The following is a 20,969-nucleotide window of genomic DNA, read 5'->3' as shown; positions in this document are numbered from 1 at the left end:
ATTTGATGTGCATCCTTGAGCGATTTACCCCGGATTATTGAGCGGATACTAACCAAAATTATGTCATTTTTAGAGTAGCTGGGCATAAACATCATCCTCAGTATTGTCCCAAACTGTATCTAGTGATGTTTGACTGGCTTGAAGCCAAAACTCAGCTTCTTCATCAGGTAAAACTGTTACTAATACTTTTGCCCCTTCGGGTAATTCGGATAACTCCAGCAGTTCTATTTTCCCTTGTCGAACAGTAGCCCAAAGTGTTTTTAGCATATCCACCTCCTAAACTGTGCTTTATGCAATTTGCAGATTTCTGGTACATTGTCGCACTGAGCGACTAATTACAACCTAACACAGATAGATCGAGGAAGTATTTAAGCCTGATTTAGGATTAATTCAATACGAGTTCTGGATGTTGCGGCTCAAATAAGGGGCGAGTTACCTGACGCACTAGCACTGTTTCTAAACTGCCTTCTACTACATTTTCTGCTTCTATTTCCAACTCGCCCCACAATAGCCGATCGCCTGGAGTGGGCATTTTACCTAAATTGTGGATCACGAATCCGGCGATGGTTTGGTAAGCTTGGTTAGTTGGCAGGTTTAACCCGAGTTTTTCGTTAACTGCTGTCACTTCCCATAGACCAGAAATTAGTGCTGAATGAGCATCTTTTTGAACGAAAGTTGCCTGGGAAGGTGACATCAGCGGTTGAGACTCTTTACTGGTAATCCAACCGGTCAGCAGCCGCACGGTACCGTTGAGAATTGCTAGCAGCGGCCACAGTAATTTTGAGCAAAGTTCGAGGGCTGGCATCAGCAGCAAAGCGGTGCGTTCTGGGGCGTGGGTTGCTAATACTTTGGGGATTAGTTCTCCTAAGACTATTTCTACGTAAGTTACTAAGATAAAAGCTGCGGGAACTGCGATCGAATGAGCAGTCAGCACGGCCGACAAATGACCGATCGGCAATTTGTCGATCCACGGTTCGATCCAGTGTACAGTCGCTCCCTCACCCAACCAACCCAACAGCAAACTCCCTGCTGTTGTGCCAGTTTGAGTCACAGACAGGTAATGCGGTATGTTGTTTTGAGCTTGGTGGACGAGTTGGGCGGTTTTGGCGGTTGGGCGATCGTCCAAGTGGGCAAGTTGGCGGATTTGATGGCGATCGGCTGATACTAATGCTAGTTCTGACGCCACAAAAAAGGCTATTAAAAGTGTTAAGCCCACCAACATTGCTAATCTCAGCGTTGTTTGAGCGACTTCTATTTCCAGGCAAGTAAGGTTGTTCAAGATAGATATCTAATATGATAGATGTTTTAAGTTAATTATTTTATTTTAGCTGGGGATTGAGATAGATCGATCGCCAGACATTGTGGATCTCCGCACTACCCGTATTCGTAGGTGCGGCTGCACCTTACCCGTAGAACTTGTAAACTCTTTCTCTTCTCTTCCTTCGCGCCCTAGCGCTTACGCGCCGCTTCGCTAACGCACCTCGAAGCGGTTCGTTTTAACTGAGATATTGCACCATTCTCAATTACTTTTTTAGGAACAGGCCGAAAAGCCTGTTCCACAAGAAGACTCATTCTTTGTGGAACGGGCCGGAGAGCCCGTTCTTGACAATGGTGCAAGATATCAGTTTTAACTGAGATATTGCACCATTCTCAATTATTTGTTTAGGAACAGGCTTTTCGGCCTGTTCCACAAGAAAATTCATCTCTTGTGGAACAGGCCGAAAAGCCTGTTCTTGACAAGGGTGCAAGATGTGAGTTAAAAGAAAGAATCTAATTCACCAAACCGGAACTCATTGCTGTATCAACTCTCCCTTACTCCCCGGAGCGAGTTAATTTCCGTAAAAGTCTGCACCGGATCGGACTTCAACCCGCCTTGAATGTAATTCAACTTCACTTCTTCTAACAAATCCGACAGCAGCGACTGCAATTCCCCGATAGTTTTCTCATCTTGCAATTCCCGCCGCAAACTTTGATTAAATTCTTGGCTGAAATTATCGAGAATTTTTCTACCTTTATCGTCTTCATAAGTAGTAGATACCACATCAACAGCAGTTTGAGCCAAATAATTCGCTACCTGTTCCGTCATCTCAGTAGGCAAAATGTTAATCGGAGAGAAATTTTGCAGCATTTGATAAAAATCCGACTGTTTGATTGTTGTTTCCAAATTGTGGTGCAGCAATTCTTCCAAATCCGGTTGCACCTGCGGCAAAACTTTGTAAATTGTCAGATCCAAAATCCGCTTGGTAATTTGTTCGATCGTATTTTCCTGATTGACGTGAAGGTACGGCTGCTGCGCCAGCAACATCTGCGCGGCGTCGCCCTGTTTGATCGAACTTTTAGCTTGATTGATAAACCGCACCATCATGTATTCCGACATGGTATGGGCTAAATAAGCCACCGGTTCATAGGTAACTTGAGCAACTACGCGATCGAGATTCACCAAACCCGACTTGTGCAGCCGCACCAATACCGGCAGAATGCGGCACTCCTGCCAAATCGGGATCACCAGAAACACCTCGTACCAGCGCCTCAGCAGAAAATCAAACCAAGTTACCCCCGGTTTACGGCGGGTGTGGAACAGACTTTTAATCAAAAATTCCGCCCCAAAAAAACCGATAAAAAACGTATCAATTCGCCAAAACTGGTCAGCGCTTTTCAAATATTCGGGATTTGCTAAACTCGAATCAATGCCTTTAATCGGGTCATAAATTTTAACTAAACCCGGAAAAAAGCTCTGATAAACAGGGCGCAACTGAAGGTAACTGAAATGGAAAAGCACCAGCAAGAAATTGACCACCGCTACTAAGGCGCTCAATTTAGCCCAAGAAATTGCTTTTTTGGACTGTTTTACATCGGTGTTGTTAACAGTTGTGTGGGAATCTGACATAAAAGTAATTTTCCGAATTTGCTAATCGATAAATCTATCTTGTGGCCGACGCTAAAAAACTCCTAATCTATTAAAATCCCTTGGTGAACGCTAAGTATAAGGAAAGCAAAGACCGTGAAATTAAAAACAGTCATATCGCTGCTCAAACAAACTTTTACTGAATGGCAAGAAGATAAAGCGCCAACCCTAGCCGCCGCCCTAGCCTATTACACAGTCTTCTCTCTCGCCCCGCTGCTAATTATCGTGATTGCGATCGTCGGTTTAGTCTTTGGTGCAGACGCAGCCCAAGGTCAAATCGTCGCCCAACTCCAAAGTTTAATCGGCAAAGATGGCGCCCAAACCGTCCAAGAACTCATCCTCAAAGCCTCCGAACCCAAGTCGGGAATGATTGCTACTTTAGTCGGCATCGCTACACTTTTGTGGGGCGCTTCCAACGTGTTTACTAATCTCAAAGAAGCCCTCAATACTATTTGGAATGTTTCACCGCCCCCCGGACGCGGGATATGGGGATTTCTGCAAGACCGCGTATTGTCTTTTGCCATGATTTTAGGCATAGGCTTTCTACTGCTAGTATCTTTAGTAATTAGCGCCATTTTAGCCGCCGTTAGCTATTGGTTGAACGGCTTGCTGCACTTACCAGTCGGCATTTGGCAGATTGTGGACTTTGCTCTCTCCTTTGGCGTAGTTACGCTGCTTTTTGCCTTAATTTACAAACTTTTGCCTGATGTCCATCTTGCCTGGAATGATGTTTGGATCGGCGCCGCCATCACCTCAGTGCTGTTTACGATCGGCAAATCCATAATTGGAGTTTACCTCGGAGGTAGCGGTATCGCCTCTACCTACGGTGCTGCGGGATCGTTCGTCATTATCCTGCTGTGGATTAATTATTCCGCTCAAATTCTCTTCTTAGGTGCCGAGTTTACCCAAGTTTGGACTAACCGATACGGTTCCAGAATGCCTGGTTCGCGAAACAATATACTCAACAGCGAAAACGGGGAATCCTCCGCACGCAAACAGCGGAAGAAGTCTTAACATTAGACAAACGGGAAATTTGAGGTTAAACTCGCACTTCTGGTTTGACAGAAGAAGCAAGAAGGAAGAGGGAAAAAGGCAGAAGGTGCAAGGCGGAACGAAAGAAAAATTTTGAATGCAATAACTTTGCTTTTTTTTTCGCTTCCCCTGTAACATTCGGTCTTAGGGACGACCGACTTCTGCTTTCTAGAAAGCCCTACTTATTTATTCAGAGGGGTAAAATTCTACCTTCGGCTGACCTCGCATCTCTAGCAGCAAGCTGAAAGCAGGCTCTAGTTAGATATGGCTGAATCTGCGAGTTTGACAAAGGCAAGAATACGGAAAATTCCCTTCACCCTCGTTCATTTCTATTTAAATTATCTATAGTTTTATCTGCTGCACGTCTCTGTCAGCAGAAGGAAGTCGTCTGTCAATTTTTCCCTGTAACTTATCCCTGAAGGATGATTACTCGATCCCGCATTTTCACTTTAATACAAATTAGCTAGAAGATGACAGTCCCGGCGCAGCAGCCAAAATTGCACTTTCAATCTTCTCCTGAAATATTTTTAATATTTGGTAAACAATCATGATTTCATTAACTAAAAAACGCATCGCTCTCATATCCGTACACGGTGATCCCGCTGTGGAAATTGGCAAAGAAGAAGCGGGCGGACAAAATGTTTACGTGCGTCAAGTAGGAGAAGCTCTGGCTAAACAGGGCTGGCAAGTTGATATGTTCACCCGCTCATCCGATCGCCAACAAGCAAGAATTGTACAGCACAGTCCGAATTGCCGGACAATTCGGCTAGTAGCAGGGCCGCAAGAATTTATTCCCCGCGACGAAATTTACGGATATTTGCCAATCTTTGTTCAAGAATTTCAGAAGTTTCAGTTAGAGTCAGGCTTTCAATATCCCTTACTTCACACAAATTACTGGCTGTCTTCTTGGGTGGGAATGGAGTTGAAAAAATCGCAACCTCTGCAGCAAGTTCACACTTACCATTCTTTGGCTGCTGTTAAATACAAGTCGGTTTCGACAATTCCGATGATTGCCAAAACCAGGCTGCAAGTCGAAAAAACAGTTTTGGAAACAGCCGATCGCGTGGTGGCTACCAGCCCTCAAGAAAAAGAACACATGAGGTCTCTGGTTTCCTCAAAAGGCAATATTGACATCATTCCCTGCGGTACCGACCTTGAAAGGTTCGGCTCGATCGCCCGATCGACCGCCCGTCGCTACTTGGGAATAGCCCCCGAAACCAAAGTCGTGTTGTACGTCGGCCGTTTCGACCCCCGCAAGGGCATCGAAACCTTAGTCCGCGCAGTCAGTCTGTCGGCGGTGCCCAAAGCCGATTTAAAACTCATAATTGGCGGCGGATGGCGTGCGGGGGAAAGCGACGGCAAAGAGCGCGATCGTATCGGCAGCATCGTTGAAGAACTCGGGCTGAGCGAGATTACCAGTTTTCCTGGCGCCTTGAGCAGCGACATTCTCCCCGCTTACTACGCCGCCGCCGATGTCTGCGTCGTTCCCAGCCACTACGAACCCTTCGGTTTAGTCGCCATTGAAGCGATGGCCAGTGGCACACCCGTAGTTGCCTCCGACGTGGGAGGGCTCAAATATACTGTATTGCCCCAAGAAACAGGTTTGCTCGCGTCGCCCAAAAATGAAGCAGTCTTTGCCGATGCGATCGATCGCTTGTTAGCTGACTCAGTATGGCGCCAGCAACTCGGACACACAGCCCGCAAGCGCGTCGAAACCTATTTCAGTTGGGACGGTATCGCCTCCCAACTCAGTCAACTTTACACTCAACTGCTCGAACAATCGGCCCTTGAGCTTGACCCCGTGAGCGCTTAGTAGTATCACTTAGTATGGTTGAAGCCAGTTTCCCTTGATCCCTGTTTCACTCATCCGTTCTAACTGGGAACCTTCAACTATAAGTGATATCAGGAGGTACTCTTGTACGCGCCAGAACATCTGGGAAGCCATCTGCAACCCATTTCAGACATCGAGCTAATTCGCCTCTGGGTGGAGCGCAAATCCCCCCGCAGCAAGCGCTTTAGCTGGCAGGCGGCCAACCATTTTCGGCTGTTTGTAGAAAAACCGCTGGCAGAAGTGACTCTGACTGATGTCGAGACTTTCGCAGCAGCAATGAGATCTCGGAAACTTGCACCCGGTTTCTACAAGCAAACCTTGCTAGCGCTGAAATCGCTGTTCGCCTTCGGCCAGCAAACGGGAATCTTGCCCGCAGCCCTCCCTCTGCACGGGTGGCCGGTGCGGCAGCGCAGGCAACTGTCAAAACGCCTCCGTTTTAGAATCTCTTGGACTTTATTAATCTGTTTGTGCTTTTTCTTAGGTCGAATGACGCCGAGACTGTGGGGGCAATCGGTCTCGGCAGAAAGCTCGCCCGCCCCGAAACGCCTGCAGGAAGTTGCGGCCCTCGACTCACCAGACAAAGGAGAGGATAACATCGATCGCGATCGATCGCCCGAAACTCCAACCCTGAATTCACCAGAGCCCATACAGGATAGCAGACTCGATAGCATCGCGCCCGAACTTCGAGTCAAAGCCTTTCTCGACACCATAGCCGCCGCCGAAGGAACCGCTAGCCCCGACGGCTACCGCATCCAGTACACCGGCACGAAATTTGTCAGCTTTCAAGATCATCCCAGGGAAATGAAATGCGGCCGTCGCTACGGCAAAAAACTCTGTTCCGACGCAGCGGGGCGATATCAGTTTCTCAGCACCACTTGGGACAGATTTGCCAAAAAATTTGGCGTCCGCGATTTCAGCCCAGGAAATCAAGATTTGATGGCTATAGAGTTAATCCGAGAAAAAGGTGCATTAGAAGATATAGAAGCGGGGAGATTGGAGTCAGCAGTCAGAAAACTCGCTTACATCTGGCCTTCTTTTCGCCGTTATGGCGGTTCTGTAGAATCGTCGATGCCCAAACTCGAAGCAATGTACCTGCAAAATTTGGGGATTTACCGGCAAGGATTGGTGGTTAGCAATTAGTCAAAAGTTCAACGACGAGTTTAGATTCGAGTTTGGCAATTTTGGATTAAATTTTGACATCCAAAATTGAAAATGGGGGGGGTTATGGGTGATGTCTATTCTGGTTGTATCGGAATGATTAAACCACAGAGGGCACAGAGGACACAGAGAAAGAGAATAGAGAGATAATAATTCCGATGTCAACGGATTAGATATGATGTCTATTCTTCGGAAATTTTAAAATCATGCTAATTTTCCATCTTCCATGTGAACGATGCGATCGGCAATATCCAAAATTCGGTTATCGTGGGTTACTAACAAAATAGTACAACCCTGTTCTTTGGCTAGTTGCTGCATCAAATTCACCACTTCGCGACCGGATTTGCTGTCCAGGGCGGCTGTTGGTTCGTCAGCTAAAACAATTTGCGGTTGACTGACCAAAGCGCGGGCGATCGCAACTCTTTGTTTCTGTCCTCCCGACAAGTCATCGGGATAATAGTTAAGCCGCTGTTCCAGTCCTACTAACTCTAGCATTTTTGCAGAGCGATCGCGCATTTGGGAACGCGACAAATTCCCGTGAACTTCCAAACCCATCTGCACGTTTTGCAGCGCCGTCAAACTGCGGTGCAAGTTGTGCGCCTGAAAAATATAGCCAATTTTCCGCCGCGCCTTTACCAATTGGTCTGCACTCGCTTTGCACATTTCTTGACCGAGAATTTTGAGACTTCCCGATTGACCGGATCTCAATCCGCCAATCAAAGTTAAAAGCGTAGTTTTTCCCGAACCAGAAGGCCCCGTCATCAGCACGATTTCACCTGCTTTAATTTCGAGATTAATGTCAAAAAGTACCTGTTTTCGCAGTTGACCTTGACCGAAGTAGTGGTCGAGTTGGTGCGCGAAAATTATAGGCTCAGGAATCTGTAAGGCGTTGGTTGTCGGGTAGAGAGTAGTAGAATTCATAAGTTCTTGGTTTGAGGTTTGAGATTTAAGAATAAACCGCTTTCTTCGCCGAAAATGCAGAGGAAACACAACAGAATGATTACAAAAAATATGTGTGTACTCAGGACTTTATACAAAATCTGGCTTTAATACCCCCTTTATTCTTTAGTCCGCGCAGGCGGACTTCGTTTGTGTAGTAGCGGTTTCAACCGCCGAATCTTATAAACTGATTCATTTTCCCTTAAAACATATCTGCCGGATCGGCTGCTTGCAGCTTGCGAGTGGCAATTGCTCCAGAAATAGTGCACATAATCACGTTCAAAAGTAATACTATAAATGCTCTAAGCAGCGTCATATAAAGGGGTAAATTTGTAGCTTGGCGAGTTAAAGAGTAGAGTCCGAAAGAAACTCCTACTCCCGGCAAAAAACCGAGGACGGAAAGAATTAGAGCTTCTTCAAAAACGATGCCGAGTAAATAAACATTGCGGTAGCCCATCGCTTTGAAAGTAGCGTATTCTCCCATGTGGTCGCTGACATCGGTTGAGAGAACTTGATAAACAATAATCACACCCACTACAAAACCCATCGCCACGCCTAAATTAAACACAAAGCCGATCGCAGTATTCTTAGCCCAATAGTTTTTCTCAAAATCGATAAATTCTTGTTTGGTTAATACCTTGACATCCGGCGGTAAATATGCTTTCAAAACTTGTTGAACTTCCACGGGGTCAGCACCCGGTTGCAGTTGAATTAATCCGGCATTAACACTCGCGGCGTTTTGTCTCGCAAACAGGCGCAGGTAATTTTGATCGCTAGTCATCAAAATACCGTCGGCGGCAAAAGATGCTCCAACTGTGAATAAACCGCTGACGGTAATCGTGCGTCGCTCTACCTCAGCTTTAACAGACTTTCCTTGATTAATTTGTGCGATCGTCCCTTGGTAATCTCCCCTAGAAGCTCGATCGAACAACACAGTATCCGGCAATTTAATCGCGCTCAAATTTTGGTTAACTTCTGGAAGCGCAAACGCAGGGCGATTCGGATTGAAACCCACCACCATCAGCGACGTTTCGCGCCGAGTTTCGGGATTTTTCCAGTTAGCAATTTTCACGTAAAGCGGCTCGGCTGATTTCACGCCCGGTACGTTCATTGCTTGATACAATCTGCGCCGGGGGAAGGAAGACAAATTAATCAGATTTCGCGCTTGGGGGTGAATCAAAACTAAGTCTGTTTCCAAGCTTTGATGCAGCCGGGTATTGCTGGTGTAAAGCGCATTTTGAAAGCCTAACTGCATGAACATCAAAACGTCAGCAAAGGCAATTCCGGCTACTGCAACCAGCATTCGCCCTTTGTCGTGACTCAGTTGCAGCCATCCGAGGGAAGTTCTGCGTCTTAATTGTTGTAAGGGTTGGATGAGTCCAAGCATATGATTTTAGATTTTAGATTTCGGATTTTGGATTAAAGACAGCAACCTGATGTTGGAACAATTCTTAATCTTTAATAATTAAGTCAGAATGATTCATCTCTCTATTCTCTTCCTCTGTGTCCTCAGCGCTCTCTGTGGTTAAAAAATTCTTAATCCTTAATTTCCCCGATCGCCACTTTGACTTGCAAATTGGTGAATCCCGCTACTTTCTGGCTGGAAGCTTCATCTAAGCGCACTTTTACTTCCACAATTCGACCATCAATATTCGCCGAAGGATCGGTGTTAACAATGTTTTGCCGCTGCACTTGCAAACCAATATGTTCGACAGTTCCCCGCAATTCGCCTGTCAAAGCATCGCTAGTAATTTTGGCGGTTTGTCCGAGGCGTACTTTGTCCACATCGCTTTCGTAGATTTCCGCAACAGCCAGCATCTCGCGAGTTTGTCCGAGTTCGACAATGCCGTCGTTTCCCACTTTTTCCCCCGGATGCGTATGAATTTTCAGGACTTGGGCGTCTCTGGGAGCACGGATGTAAGCTAGATCCAGATTGGCTTTGGCTTGTTTGGCGGCTGAAGCGGCGGAACTGACTTCGGCGGCGGCTGCTGCTATGTCAACGGGACGCACTTCGGCGATGCGATCGAGATTTGCTTTGGCTTCGTCGATTTGCTGTTGTCGAGATTGCTCAACTTGGCTGAGTTTGGCTTGGGCTTCGTTAATTTGTTGTTGGCGAGATTGTTGAATTTGATTTAGTTTGGCTTGGGCTTCGTTAATTTGTTGTTGGCGGGATTGGCGAATTTGATTCAGTTTTGCCTTTCCTTCGTTGATTTGCTGTTGGGCTGTTTCGGCGGCGAGGCTTTTGCTGTCGCTAGTTGAGGCGGAAATTGCTCCCTGTTCATACAGTTGGGAGTAGCGCTGATCCTCGCTTCTGGCGTTGCGGAGTTCGGCTTGTAGACGGGCAATTGTGGCTTGTTGGGTTTGAATTTCTCCTTGTTGTTCGGCCCTCAACCGCGCAATTGTGGCTTGTTGCGCTGCTATTTCGGTGCTGCGATCGATTTCTAGACGCGCCACGATCGCCTGTTGCGCTGTGATTTCGTTGCTGCGATCGGCTCTTATGCGGGCAATGGTTGCTTTCTGGGCTTGAATTTCGCCGTTTTTGGCTCCAGCTTTCACTTTTGCTAGGTTTGCCTCGGCGACGCGCACTTGTTCTTGAGCTTGGTCGAGGGCAGCTTGCTGGCGATCGCGGCTGTCCAAAATTGCGATCACCTGACCTGTTTTCACCCTGTCTCCTTCTTTGACTAAGAGTCGATCGATCCGGTTTCCTTCGGCTGCACCGGAGGCGGAGACTTTAATTACTTCTCCTCTGGGTTCGAGTCGCCCCAAGGCTGTAACTGTTTTTAATTGGGATGCTGTGACGGCTGCTGCTGCGGCTACGGCGTTGGGATCGGGTATGCGCGATCGCCAAATCGTGTAGCCTGTTGTTCCCGCTGCCCCCAGGGTTGCTACTGCTGCCACAACTAGGAGTTTTTTAACTAGGGATGGATTTGAGGATAAGCCGTCTGCTGTTGGTTGGTGTACCATGACATACCTCTTTGTGAGAAAATAAAACTAAACGGTTTAGTTACGATATGTTTTAATACTAAACCGTTCAGTATAATAATGTCAAGCTCCCAAATAAAAATTACAGAAGCAAGGTATGGCAAGGACAAAACCGATCGAAGCAGACGCAGCAGGAGGTGACAAGAGCGAGCAAATCCTGCAAGGTGCGATGCAAGAATTTTTAGCCCACGGCTACGCGGGCACGAGTATGGACAAGGTAGCGAAGACGGGGGGAGTTTCCAAAGCCACGGTTTACAGCTATTTTGCAGATAAAGAAGGATTATTCGCGGCTTTGGTACAGCGGCTGGCGCGAGAAAAAGTCCATTTTACAGTTCTGGATGAAGAACCGGCCGTAGCGCTGCGATTCGCAGCCACAACTATATTGGATCAGGCGACCCATGAACCAGAATATCTCAATTTTGTGAGGTTAGTGATTGCGGAATCAGGGCGTTTTCCCCAGCTAGCGCAGACTTTTGTGAAAAACTTAGCTAAACCGGGTATCGAGCGGCTAGCGGATTATTTGGCATCGCATTCAGAGTTACAATTGCCCGATCCCGAGGCAACTGCGCGGATTTTTATCGGAGCTTTGGTATATTTTCAGTTAATGCAGCATATGATGCACGGTAAAGAGATTATCCCAATGGAGCGCGATCGACTGATCGATGGTCTGCTGCATTTGATTTTAGGCCCGCAGTCCAATTCCTAAAGTGCGATCGACAAAATCTAGGAATTTTATTGGATAATTATTTAAATGCCATAAAGAGCGAGCTCCCTTTATGGCTGCGATCGCAGGTTTTAGTCAGGTGTTTTTCCTAACCTGTCCCTCAATTCATCCGCCGATAACTGTGGCAGTTGTTCTACAAACAATGTCAATTCTGCCACAGGCAAGGCCAATAAATTAGTAACGGCTGTAGGCAGAATAGCGCCCAATTCAGGCGATCGTATTTGCAAGACGCTTTCAGCCAGCAATTTTACTGCTAATTCCCGTCCAGATTCATCGACTGTCAGCATGGATATTGCCAGCAACAGCACTGTAAATTCCGCCGCAGCCAACTTTGATATTGGAGATAGAAAAGCAGTCATTTTCGGGCTTAATTCTCCAAATCTGACTTGCAGAAAGTTTTCTAAGATTAAGCGCTGTTGTTCTTGTCTGCCTCGTTCTAGTCCTCGTTCTAGTCCTCGTTCTAGTCCTTCTTCTAGTCCCTGTTCTAGTCCTTCTTCTCTAGCTTGTTGCTGTGCTGCTTGTATTTGTTGTTGAAAAAGTGGTGCAATGGCCATAATTAACTCCCGCTCTTCTGGCTCTAATTCTTGTGGCACATCGGTTACTAAATTTGACTGTAACCGATACAGCAATTCTAGCGCGATAATCCGCAACGGATCGTCTGTTGCTAAAGCGCTTAATTGGGAAATAGCCCTTTGCTGCACTCCCCCTTTGCCCAAAATCCTCAACCACAGCGTGTCTGGAGTTTCTGGCAACTGGTGAATCGCCACAATTGCAGTCCGCAAAGATTCCCCCAAAAAATAGATTCCCTGTATCCAATTCTCTGTGTCTGGTATCGCATTAAAGCTATCTACCAATGCTTTCGATGCTGTGGGCATCAAAATCCAGAGTTTGGGTAACTGAGCGTCATCATAGCGAGTATTTTCTCTCCTAAATTTTCGCTCCAATTCACCTCGCACGTCCAATAACTTGCCCAGACAGCTACAAATTTCGCTGACGTTTGCCGGATTGCGAAACGGTTCAAAAATTGCCGTTGTGTTTGCCATTTTTCCCAACAATCCCAGGGTTTCTGAGTATTCGGGAATTGCGGTGCTGGGAGTGAAGTAAACATCTATTTCTCGAACTTCGGAAGCCACATCGCGACCGATATTAACCGTTCCGAGCGGTGACAGCAATTCCTCCAGGTATTCTTTGGCAAAGAGATCGTGAATAAATCGCGTCATAGAAATTATTTCAAACACTAAATAGATTTTTTACCCGTTTTCTCACCCATTCTACAGGATTTTCATCCTCTTCTGCTGCATCTACAAATTCCATTTCTCGCAATAATTGCTGTCTCTCGCTGAGTTCTTCTTTGTGTTTGACTATTTCTTGAATAATCTGTTCAGATAAATCCGGTCGTTCAGTTAAAACTTTCTGGAAACCTTCTTTATTGATCGCAAATAAAATTGTTTCTTCCAAAGCTCTTACCGAAGCAGTTCTGGGAATTCCCAACATCAAAGAAAGTTCACCGAGAAACTGACCAGTGCCGAGGTTATTCAGGTGTTTGTCAATAGCTTCTACAAAAACTTCGACTGAACCTGAAAGAATCATGTAAAAAGCATCTCCGGGGTCGTTTTCGTGAAACAAATATTCTTGCGATCGCAGCCGTTTGCGGTATCCAACTTCAATCAATTGCCGCAATTCAAGATCAGTCAGATTTTCAAAGTATTCCACCTCTCGCAGCAAACAGCTAAGGGACGATGGCTTTTTCAATTTATCTGCAAAAATTGGCGGTTTTTGCTCATTTTCTGAGTAACTGTTCGGGAGGTCTATTGCAGTTTCTTTTTTGTTGAACATTGACAACAGAACTTCGGGATTTTGCAAATAAATTTCTCTGTCATTGAACGGAAATTCGATTTTATGCTGGCGGAAATTGTATTCAATTGCAAAATTCAAAGAACTTTTAATTACTTCTCTTTCAGTCGGCTTGTCCGTCCCAACTAAAAGTTCAAATTTAAAACTATCATCACCAAACTCGACAAACAATACTTTCGGATTCGGTTCGTATAAAACTCCCGCTTCCGCGTAAGCAATATTTAATAGAGTTTCTGTCACTAACAGCGGGTTACTATTCTCCGCTACTTCTACGGGAACTCGCAGACAGAGTAGCGAGTTTTCGTAACTCCAGTTAACAATTTTGTTGCTAATCATTTTGCTGTTGGGAACTATGACGCTAGAGTCCTCAGTAGTTTGGATGATGGTCGATCGAATCGAGATTTTTTTGACGATTCCCATTAATCCTTCTAATTCCACAAAGTCTCCGACTTTCACAGGTCTGTCTAAAAGCAGCGTTAAGCCACTGACAAAATTAGTTGTTAAATCCTGGATCCCGAAGCCAATTCCGACTCCCAATCCCCCCGCAACTACTGCAAAAGAAGCGAGGTTAAAGCCGATGCTTTGGATGGCGACTATTACCCCCAAGGCTACTATTAAATACCCAATAATTACTGCGATGGCTTCCCGGTTTCCCTCGTCAATTCCCAGTCTGACTAGCAAGCGTTCCTTCAGGAAGTTTGTAAAAGAGCGTGCTATGACAAGGATAGCCATAAACAAGACTATTAGTTCTACCAGTGACTGCAAGGATACTGGATTGTCACCTATTTTAAATAGGGTAGCTGTAAATATTTGGGATATCTGTGTCAATACTTCTTCTGGTATTGTAGTTAATTTAAATTCCGGGAATAAGGTTTTTTGTGTAGTCATTTTTTAAGGAAAGTAGTAAAAAAGAAAGTCCTCAGTACCAAATCTAAAAATCAAATACTGAACTCGTTATCATAAATTTTAACCTGTTTTTAGTGTAAAAAAATTGAATTTTTTACATAGATATGGGGTTTCTCATAATACGCAGTTATCCCTCTGGCTAATTTTTAGGATACCTTGTCTTCGCAGACCTGCGGTTAGTGTGCCATTTTTTCGCGATCCGAGAGCCGACTCATCTATTATTAAAGCGATCGCTCTAGTAACTTTAGTCAACATTAACTCGATTCGAGTTTATCATACTCTCCACTAATTTTTTTTTGAAGTCCCGTTATCAACTTAAGCGGGGATTATGCAATGACTATTTAAGTGGACAAGTCAAATATCCAAGTATTACAATGACTTTAACTGCTAGGAGAGATATTGCTATTACTCTGCCAGTTGCGTCCGTATTGTGTATATCTAATTGAAAATTTAACGGATCTAGCTAAAATTGATAACGTTCCAAGAATACTTGGCATTCTACCGACATGGGGGACAAACTATAACTTAAGTGCATTTGTCAATCCGTAATTTTACTTAAAATACTGCTTGTTTAGGAGTAGAAAATTGGCGATTAGGGGGTGGGTGGGGATAGAGAGCATCTCACTTTTGCCGCCAAGCTAGAAATTCGAGCTAGGAGTCAGGAGTCAGGAGCCAGGAGAAAAGAGGAAGAAGGAAGAAGGAAGAAGGAAGGAGCCAGAAGAAGTGTTTTTACAAATATGAGATGCTCCCGTGGGGATAAATATGCCGATCGCCATTATTCCTCGATCGCCCACATCTAAGTTTGCCACGCAAAATCTAAGTAAATGCTGAGCATAATTGCTGATAGACAAATGCTTCCCTAGGTTAAGTTGTCAGCAATGTTCTACCAATAGGATTGATTAGGAATAGAATTGATGAGCAATAGAAATACTTGGCGATACATCCGAAGAATTAAGGGAAATAGTGTCGCAAGGGATACATATATCGCAGATTGAAAGCCTAATGGTCGCGCTACTGAACGTTTTCTTCAGTACCAAAATTGGAGGCAAGGAAAACCTTGCGATCGCGCAATGGGACAGAAGTTCTAGAATAAAAGCTGAAATGCACGATCGAACATGAGCAACTTCCCACCAGAGAACACCCAACCGCCACAGCAAGAGAGCGCAACAGCACAGGCATTGCGACAGGCTCACTTCGAGGCTTTTTTTGCTGGTGCCAACGCCGGAATGGTGATTTTTGACCGCCAACTCCGCTACGTCCAAATAAACGAAGTTCTGGCAGAGATCGATGGCATTTGTGTGGCAGACTATATTGGTCGGTCGCTGCCTGAAATGCTGCCAGAATTGGCTCCGACTCTGGAACCGATGCTGCAAGGCATTCTGGATACGGGCCAGCCGATACTTGAGTGTGAAGTAGTGGGTGAAACGGCGAAAGAACCAGGCATCATCCGCTACTGGGAAACATCTTACTATCCTTTGCGGGATGAAAATGGCATCATTTTTGGTATTGGTGGGATTGTAATTGAAATTAGCGATCGCAAGCGGGCAGAACAAAAGCAGGCAAGACTGACGGCCATTTTGGAAGCAACTTCGGACTTAGTAGGAGTTGTGGATGTGACTGGGCATAGCGTCTATCTCAACAAAGCCGGACAGAAAATGCTGGGGATGTCCCCAGAGGAAGCACGATCGCCCTTTACTATAGATTCTGTATTAGCTCCCTCGGCAAAAGCAAAGTTCCACAACGAAATAATTCCCGCTGCTTTACAAGAGGGTAGCTGGGGTGGTGAAATTCTATTTTTGTCACGCGATGAGCAAGAAATTCCCGTCTCCCAGGTTTTAATCGTTCACAAAACAGAAGCGGGCGAAGTCGAGTTTATTTCCACTATTGTGCGGGATATTCGCGATCGCAAAAACGCAGAAGATGTCCTGAAACAAAGTGAAGAACGATTTCGTTCTTTGATCGAAGCTACCGCTCAAATTATTTGGATCGCTAATGCTGAGGGCGAATTGGCCAGCGAGCAACCTACTTTATGTGCATTTACAGGACAGACATTTGATGATTACAAGGGAGGGGGTGGGCTCAACGCTATCCATCCAGACGATCGCTCGTCTATTGCCACTGCCTGGTCAACTGCTGTTGCTAATCGATCGTTCTATGAAGTTGAATTTCGTATGCGTCGCTATGACGGGGAATATCGCTACATGAGTTGTCGTGGTGTCCCAATTCTGAACGCGGATGGTTCAATTCGGGAATGGATTGGGGCTAATACAGATATTACCGATCGCAAGCAAGCAGAAGAAGCTCTGCGCGAACAGCAAGCTGCGCTGCGCGATCGCAACCTCTTGCTGAGCTCTATTTTGGAAAGTACGCCAGACATAATAGTTGTTAAAGACCGGGAAGGCCGATATGTTGCCCTTAATTCCGAGGTGGCAAAATCCTTTTACGGTAGATCCATTGAGGAAATTATCGGTAAAGATGATTCGGAACTCCTTCCCCCGGAGGCCGCCGTTGCAATAATGGCAAAAGACCGCCAGATCATGAAAGCAGGCATTACTGAAACCTACGAAGAAGATGTTTCTAATGGTAAGTGCATCACTTCTTTTTTAACCACAAAAGCCCCTTGGCGGGACGCTCAGGGCAATATTATCGGCCTGATCGCCATAGCACGAAACATTAACGATCGCAAACAAATGGAAGCAGAGTTGCGCGATCGTAATGCACTGCTAAAGTCAATTTTGGAAAGTACACCAGACTTCATTGTCGTTAAAGATCGGGAAGGGCGTTATGTTGCCGTTAACTCCAATGTGGCAAACTTCATGGGCCAGCCCATTGAGGAAATCATCGGCAAAGATGATTTGGAATTCCTACCGCATGAGAGTGAGAGTGTCCGTGCAATTATGGCAAAAGATCGCCAAGTGATGGCAACAGGAATCGCTGAGACTTACGAGGAAGAGGTCTCTCAGGGTGAGACCACCGCGACCATTTTCACTACCAAGACTCCTTGGCGGGATGCTAAGGGCAATATCCTCGGCATTATCGCCATATCACGAGATATTAGCGATCGCAAACAAGCGGAAGATGCGATAAAACAAAGCGAAGAACGCTATCGTTCGCTAATCGCTGCTACATCCCAACTTGTCTGGACAGCGGATGCTGAAGGAAGATCCGTGGATCAACCGAGTTGGAGAGCTTACACCGGACAAACCGAAGCCCAGATGGCTGATGGTTTTGGCTGGTTAGATGCAATTCACCCGGACGATCGCGAACGAACGGCTCAGGTGTGGATGGAAGCAGTGCAAACGAAAACGCTGGTTGACATAGAATATCGAATCCGGGGAGCGGATGGAAACTATCGTTATTTTCAAGTTAGAGGGGTGCCTATTCTGAATGAAGATGGTAGCATCCGGGAGTGGATTGGCACTTGTAGCGATATCCACGATCGCAAACAAGCCGAAGATGCTATCAAACAAAGCGAAGAACGCTATCGATCGCTAACCCTTGCCATCTCCCAAATTGTCTGGACAACCGATCCTGAAGGAAGATGCCAGGATTCACCGAGTATGAGAGCTTACACCGGACAAACGGAAGCTGAGGGGGTTGGTTTTGGCTGGTTAGATACAATCCACCCGGACGATCGCGAACGAACAGTTCAGGTGTGGATGAAAGCAGTGCAAACGAGAAGCCTGTTTGAGATGGAATATCGAATGCGCGGAACGGATGGAAACTATCGTTATTTCCAAGCTAGAGGGGTGCCAATTCTAAATGAAGATGGCAGCATCCGGGAGTGGGTTGGCACTTGCATCGATATCCAGGATCGCAAACAAACAGAAATCGTACAGGCAAAAGCCAGGGAAGCCGCAGAAGCAGCTAGTCGGGCTAAAAGTGAATTCCTTGCTAACATGAGCCACGAATTGCGGACTCCGCTTAATGGCATCATGGGATACGCGCAGATTCTTCAGCGTTCCAAAGTCTTGAATGAAGAAGAGCGATCGCGCATTGATGTTATTTATCAGTGCGGTTCGCATTTACTGACCTTAATCAATGATATTCTCGATTTGTCTAAGATTGAAGCACAGAAAGTCGAACTAATGCCCACGGATTTTCATTTTCCGGCGTTCCTGCAAGGTGTCGCAGAAATGTGTCGCATCCGAGCTGAACTCAAGGGAATTCACTTTCATTTTCCATCCAGCCCCGAACTCCCGATCGGTATTCGTGCGGATGAAAAACGCTTGCGACAAGTGTTATTTAATCTTTTGAGCAACGCTATTAAATTTACGGATGAGGGCAGTGTTACTTTTATAGTCAGTTTTGCAACAGAAGGAAAAATTCGCTTTGAAATACGCGATACAGGTACCGGCATTGCACCCGATCAACTCCAAGCTATCTTTCAGCCATTCGAGCAGGTAGGAGATCGCAAACGGCAGACGGAAGGCACGGGATTAGGACTGGCAATTAGCCAAAGAATTGTAGAACTAATGGGCAGTACCATTCAGGTTCAAAGTGAGATGAATGTTGGCAGTATTTTCTGGTTTGATGTTAGTCTGCCTCAAGCCGATGAATGGGTGAAAACGTCTCAAATCGACCATCATGGGCAGATTATCGGCATCAAAGACCGCCAACCTAAGATTGTGGTTATTGATGACAAATGGGCTAACCGTTCGGTAATTAACAACTTGCTCAGTCCGATCGGCTTTGAGGTGTTTGAAGCCAACGATGGGCACGAAGGCTGGGAAAAAATTCTAGAGGTGCAGCCCGATTTAATCGTTACCGACTTAGTAATGCCCGAACTAGATGGCTTCGAGCTAATTAAGCGGGTTCGAGAATCGGAAAATTTCAAAGACATCATCATTATTGTCTCTTCTGCCAGCGTATTTGAAACAGATCAATACAGAAGTTTAGAGGCAGGAGGCAACGCCTTTATTCCCAAACCTGTTCAGGCAACGGAGCTCCTGCAAAAATTGCAACAGTATCTTCAGTTAGAATGGCTTTACGAAGCCAATGAAGCTCAACTGGCGATCGGCTCAGACACCAATGAGCTAATTGCACCGCCTGCTACAGAAATGGAAATCCTATACGAGCTGGCTATGAAAGGAAATTTCCTAGAAATAGTTAAGCAGGCGGTATTACTTGAAGAACTAGATCCCCAATACATTCCCTTTGCTAAAAGATTGCATCAAATGGCAAAGGACTTTCAAGACGAAGAGATTTTAACGTTTATTCAGTCCTACAAGTAAGGTTTATGACTTCAGAAATTCAAGCAAATGGTACGATTCTTATAGTTGATGACAATTCAGCTAACTTGGGTGTCTTATCTGATGCTTTAAGTCAGGAAGGATTTGAAGTTCGGGTTGCGAAATCTGGAAAGATGGCACTAGAGCGAGTCAAATATGCTCTACCGGATCTAATCTTGCTAGATGTCATGATGCCAGAGATTGATGGATTTGAAACCTGTCGTCGATTACAGGCTAATCCAGAAACTAAACAGATTCCCATTATATTTATGACTGCTCTCTCGGATACGGCTAATAAAGTTGAGGGGTTTAAGCTTGGGGCTGTAGATTATATTACCAAACCCTTCCAACAGGAGGAAGTATTAGCTCGCGTCAAGCTGCATTTAAAGCTTCATGTTTTAACTGAGAAGTTAGAAGAAAAAAATACATTATTGGAGCAAAAAGTTTTAGAGGTTAGCCAAGCCTATGAAGATTTAAAACAACTGCAACTTAAGTTAATTCAAAGCGAGAAAATGTCCGGCTTAGGGCAAATGGCGGCTGGAATTGCTCATGAAATAAACAACCCTATAAATTTTATCTCTGGCAATCTGGGTTATGCCCAAGAGTACGCTCATAACTTACTAAAAATAATACATCTCTATCAAGAAGATTATGTAAATCCCACCCCTCGGATTCAAGCAGCAATGGATGAAATAGAACTGGAATTTGTGGAGGAAGATTTTATCAAAGTTCTTAACTCAATCAACTTAGGAACGCAGCGCATCCAGGAGATTGTTAAGTCTATGCGAATCTTTTCTCGCCTAGATGAGGCAGAGGTGAAATCTGTAAATATTCATGAAGGAATTGATAGTACACTCACCATCCTGCATCATCGTTTAAAAGCAAAACCAGAGCATCCTGAGATTGAACTAATAAAAAAGTACGGTCAGCTTCCACCAGTAGAATGCCATGCCGGACAATTAAATCAAGTGTTCATGAATATTCTTTCCAATGCCATTGATGCTTTAGATGAAGCGAATCAGCAGCGTTCTTTTGCAGAAATCCAACAGCACCCGAACCGTATTCAAATTTCTACAAAAGTAATTGACGAGAATTGGGTTGCTATTTATATTAGTGACAATGGTCGGGGAGTTTGCGAAACTCTACAACAGAAGCTATTTGACCCATTTTTTACTACCAAACCTATCGGTAAAGGAACTGGGTTGGGATTATCTATAAGTTACCAAATTATCGTTGAAAAGCATGGGGGAAGATTATACTGCCAGCCTGGATTAGGAAAGGGAATAGAATTTGTCATTGAAATTCCTATTCGGCAGCAAGCTTGTAAAGCTGCTTAGGATCGCGAATTAAATAACTTACAATTTTAATTGTTATTGTGGGATGGGCGTCCCGCCCGTCCTTTTTGGA

General features: G+C 45.3%; 14 protein-coding genes. 6 read left to right on the top strand and 8 right to left on the bottom strand.

Annotated features, from left to right (window positions below; genetic code table 11):
* Nucleotides 1-69: 69 nt before the first annotated feature.
* From QUB11_RS05950 to QUB11_RS05940, 3 genes are all read right to left on the bottom strand, one after another.
* Nucleotides 70-267, bottom strand: coding sequence for a hypothetical protein (locus QUB11_RS05950; RefSeq protein WP_006633633.1), 198 nt, complete (start codon nucleotides 265-267; stop codon nucleotides 70-72).
* Nucleotides 268-385: 118 nt separating this feature from the next.
* A complete protein-coding gene (locus tag QUB11_RS05945) occupies nucleotides 386-1,279 on the bottom strand; it encodes a CNNM domain-containing protein (protein WP_333201511.1) in 894 nt (297 codons plus the stop codon).
* Between the two features lie 522 nt (nucleotides 1,280-1,801).
* Nucleotides 1,802-2,887 carry a hypothetical protein gene (locus QUB11_RS05940; protein ID WP_333390023.1) on the bottom strand — a complete coding sequence of 362 codons (1,086 nt, stop codon included), beginning with the start codon at nucleotides 2,885-2,887 and terminating at the stop codon, nucleotides 1,802-1,804.
* Between the two features lie 114 nt (nucleotides 2,888-3,001).
* On the opposite strand from QUB11_RS05940, the gene QUB11_RS05935 reads away from it, so the two are divergent.
* From QUB11_RS05935 to QUB11_RS05925, 3 genes are all read left to right on the top strand, one after another.
* Nucleotides 3,002-3,919 (top strand): YihY/virulence factor BrkB family protein, encoded by a 918-nt coding sequence (locus QUB11_RS05935; protein ID WP_333390021.1) that lies wholly within the window; start codon nucleotides 3,002-3,004, stop codon nucleotides 3,917-3,919.
* A 565-nt stretch (nucleotides 3,920-4,484) separates the two neighbouring features.
* Nucleotides 4,485-5,750: a glycosyltransferase family 1 protein gene (locus QUB11_RS05930; protein WP_333390019.1), complete on the top strand. Its 1,266-nt coding sequence runs from the start codon at nucleotides 4,485-4,487 to the stop codon at nucleotides 5,748-5,750.
* Between the two features lie 102 nt (nucleotides 5,751-5,852).
* Nucleotides 5,853-6,908, top strand: coding sequence for a glycoside hydrolase family 104 protein (locus QUB11_RS05925; protein WP_333390017.1), 1,056 nt, complete (start codon nucleotides 5,853-5,855; stop codon nucleotides 6,906-6,908).
* Between the two features lie 222 nt (nucleotides 6,909-7,130).
* Here QUB11_RS05925 and QUB11_RS05920 read toward each other — a convergent pair whose 3' ends face one another.
* The 3 genes from QUB11_RS05920 to QUB11_RS05910 form a co-directional block, all read right to left on the bottom strand.
* On the bottom strand, nucleotides 7,131-7,847 hold the full coding sequence (locus QUB11_RS05920) for a DevA family ABC transporter ATP-binding protein (RefSeq protein WP_333390016.1): 717 nt from the start codon (nucleotides 7,845-7,847) through the stop codon (nucleotides 7,131-7,133).
* Nucleotides 7,848-8,067: 220 nt separating this feature from the next.
* Nucleotides 8,068-9,252: an ABC transporter permease DevC gene (devC, locus tag QUB11_RS05915; RefSeq protein ID WP_333201507.1), complete on the bottom strand. Its 1,185-nt coding sequence runs from the start codon at nucleotides 9,250-9,252 to the stop codon at nucleotides 8,068-8,070.
* A 149-nt stretch (nucleotides 9,253-9,401) separates the two neighbouring features.
* Nucleotides 9,402-10,829 (bottom strand): HlyD family efflux transporter periplasmic adaptor subunit, encoded by a 1,428-nt coding sequence (locus QUB11_RS05910; protein ID WP_333201505.1) that lies wholly within the window; start codon nucleotides 10,827-10,829, stop codon nucleotides 9,402-9,404.
* 115 nt (nucleotides 10,830-10,944) lie between these two features.
* Between QUB11_RS05910 and QUB11_RS05905 the strand changes: the two genes are divergently transcribed.
* The gene (locus QUB11_RS05905; RefSeq protein WP_333201503.1) at nucleotides 10,945-11,553 is read left to right on the top strand and encodes a TetR/AcrR family transcriptional regulator; all 609 of its coding nucleotides are present in this window, start codon (nucleotides 10,945-10,947) and stop codon (nucleotides 11,551-11,553) included.
* Between the two features lie 89 nt (nucleotides 11,554-11,642).
* Here QUB11_RS05905 and QUB11_RS05900 read toward each other — a convergent pair whose 3' ends face one another.
* Nucleotides 11,643-12,791, bottom strand: coding sequence for a flagellar assembly protein H (locus tag QUB11_RS05900; protein ID WP_333201501.1), 1,149 nt, complete (start codon nucleotides 12,789-12,791; stop codon nucleotides 11,643-11,645).
* A gap of 10 nt (nucleotides 12,792-12,801) precedes the next feature.
* Entirely contained in the window at nucleotides 12,802-14,313 is a 1,512-nt protein-coding gene (locus QUB11_RS05895; protein ID WP_333390014.1) for a mechanosensitive ion channel domain-containing protein, read from the bottom strand.
* Nucleotides 14,314-15,446: 1,133 nt separating this feature from the next.
* Between QUB11_RS05895 and QUB11_RS05890 the strand changes: the two genes are divergently transcribed.
* Together QUB11_RS05890 and QUB11_RS05885 are read left to right on the top strand one after the other, a co-directional pair.
* Nucleotides 15,447-19,565 carry a PAS domain S-box protein gene (locus QUB11_RS05890; RefSeq protein ID WP_333390012.1) on the top strand — a complete coding sequence of 1,373 codons (4,119 nt, stop codon included), beginning with the start codon at nucleotides 15,447-15,449 and terminating at the stop codon, nucleotides 19,563-19,565.
* A 5-nt stretch (nucleotides 19,566-19,570) separates the two neighbouring features.
* Complete coding sequence (locus QUB11_RS05885) at nucleotides 19,571-20,899, top strand: response regulator (protein ID WP_333390010.1); 1,329 nt, start codon at nucleotides 19,571-19,573, stop codon at nucleotides 20,897-20,899.
* Nucleotides 20,900-20,969 lie beyond the last annotated feature (70 nt).

Origin of the sequence: Microcoleus sp. B6-A1, from assembly GCF_036705085.1 — a bacterium.
Lineage (GTDB): Bacteria > Cyanobacteriota > Cyanobacteriia > Cyanobacteriales > Microcoleaceae > Microcoleus.
Note: the sequence above shows the minus strand (reverse complement) of the source record. Positions and strands in the feature narration are given on the sequence as shown.

Coding starts and splice junctions, on each gene's coding strand:
- QUB11_RS05950 (WP_006633633.1), bottom strand. CDS start 267: ATGCTAAAAACACTTTGGGCTACTGTTCGACAAGGGAAAATAGAACTG.
- QUB11_RS05890 (WP_333390012.1), top strand. CDS start 15,447: ATGAGCAACTTCCCACCAGAGAACACCCAACCGCCACAGCAAGAGAGC.
- QUB11_RS05905 (WP_333201503.1), top strand. CDS start 10,945: ATGGCAAGGACAAAACCGATCGAAGCAGACGCAGCAGGAGGTGACAAG.
- QUB11_RS05895 (WP_333390014.1), bottom strand. CDS start 14,313: ATGACTACACAAAAAACCTTATTCCCGGAATTTAAATTAACTACAATA.
- devC (WP_333201507.1), bottom strand. CDS start 9,252: ATGCTTGGACTCATCCAACCCTTACAACAATTAAGACGCAGAACTTCC.
- QUB11_RS05920 (WP_333390016.1), bottom strand. CDS start 7,847: ATGAATTCTACTACTCTCTACCCGACAACCAACGCCTTACAGATTCCT.
- QUB11_RS05900 (WP_333201501.1), bottom strand. CDS start 12,791: ATGACGCGATTTATTCACGATCTCTTTGCCAAAGAATACCTGGAGGAA.
- QUB11_RS05940 (WP_333390023.1), bottom strand. CDS start 2,887: ATGTCAGATTCCCACACAACTGTTAACAACACCGATGTAAAACAGTCC.
- QUB11_RS05885 (WP_333390010.1), top strand. CDS start 19,571: ATGACTTCAGAAATTCAAGCAAATGGTACGATTCTTATAGTTGATGAC.
- QUB11_RS05930 (WP_333390019.1), top strand. CDS start 4,485: ATGATTTCATTAACTAAAAAACGCATCGCTCTCATATCCGTACACGGT.
- QUB11_RS05910 (WP_333201505.1), bottom strand. CDS start 10,829: ATGGTACACCAACCAACAGCAGACGGCTTATCCTCAAATCCATCCCTA.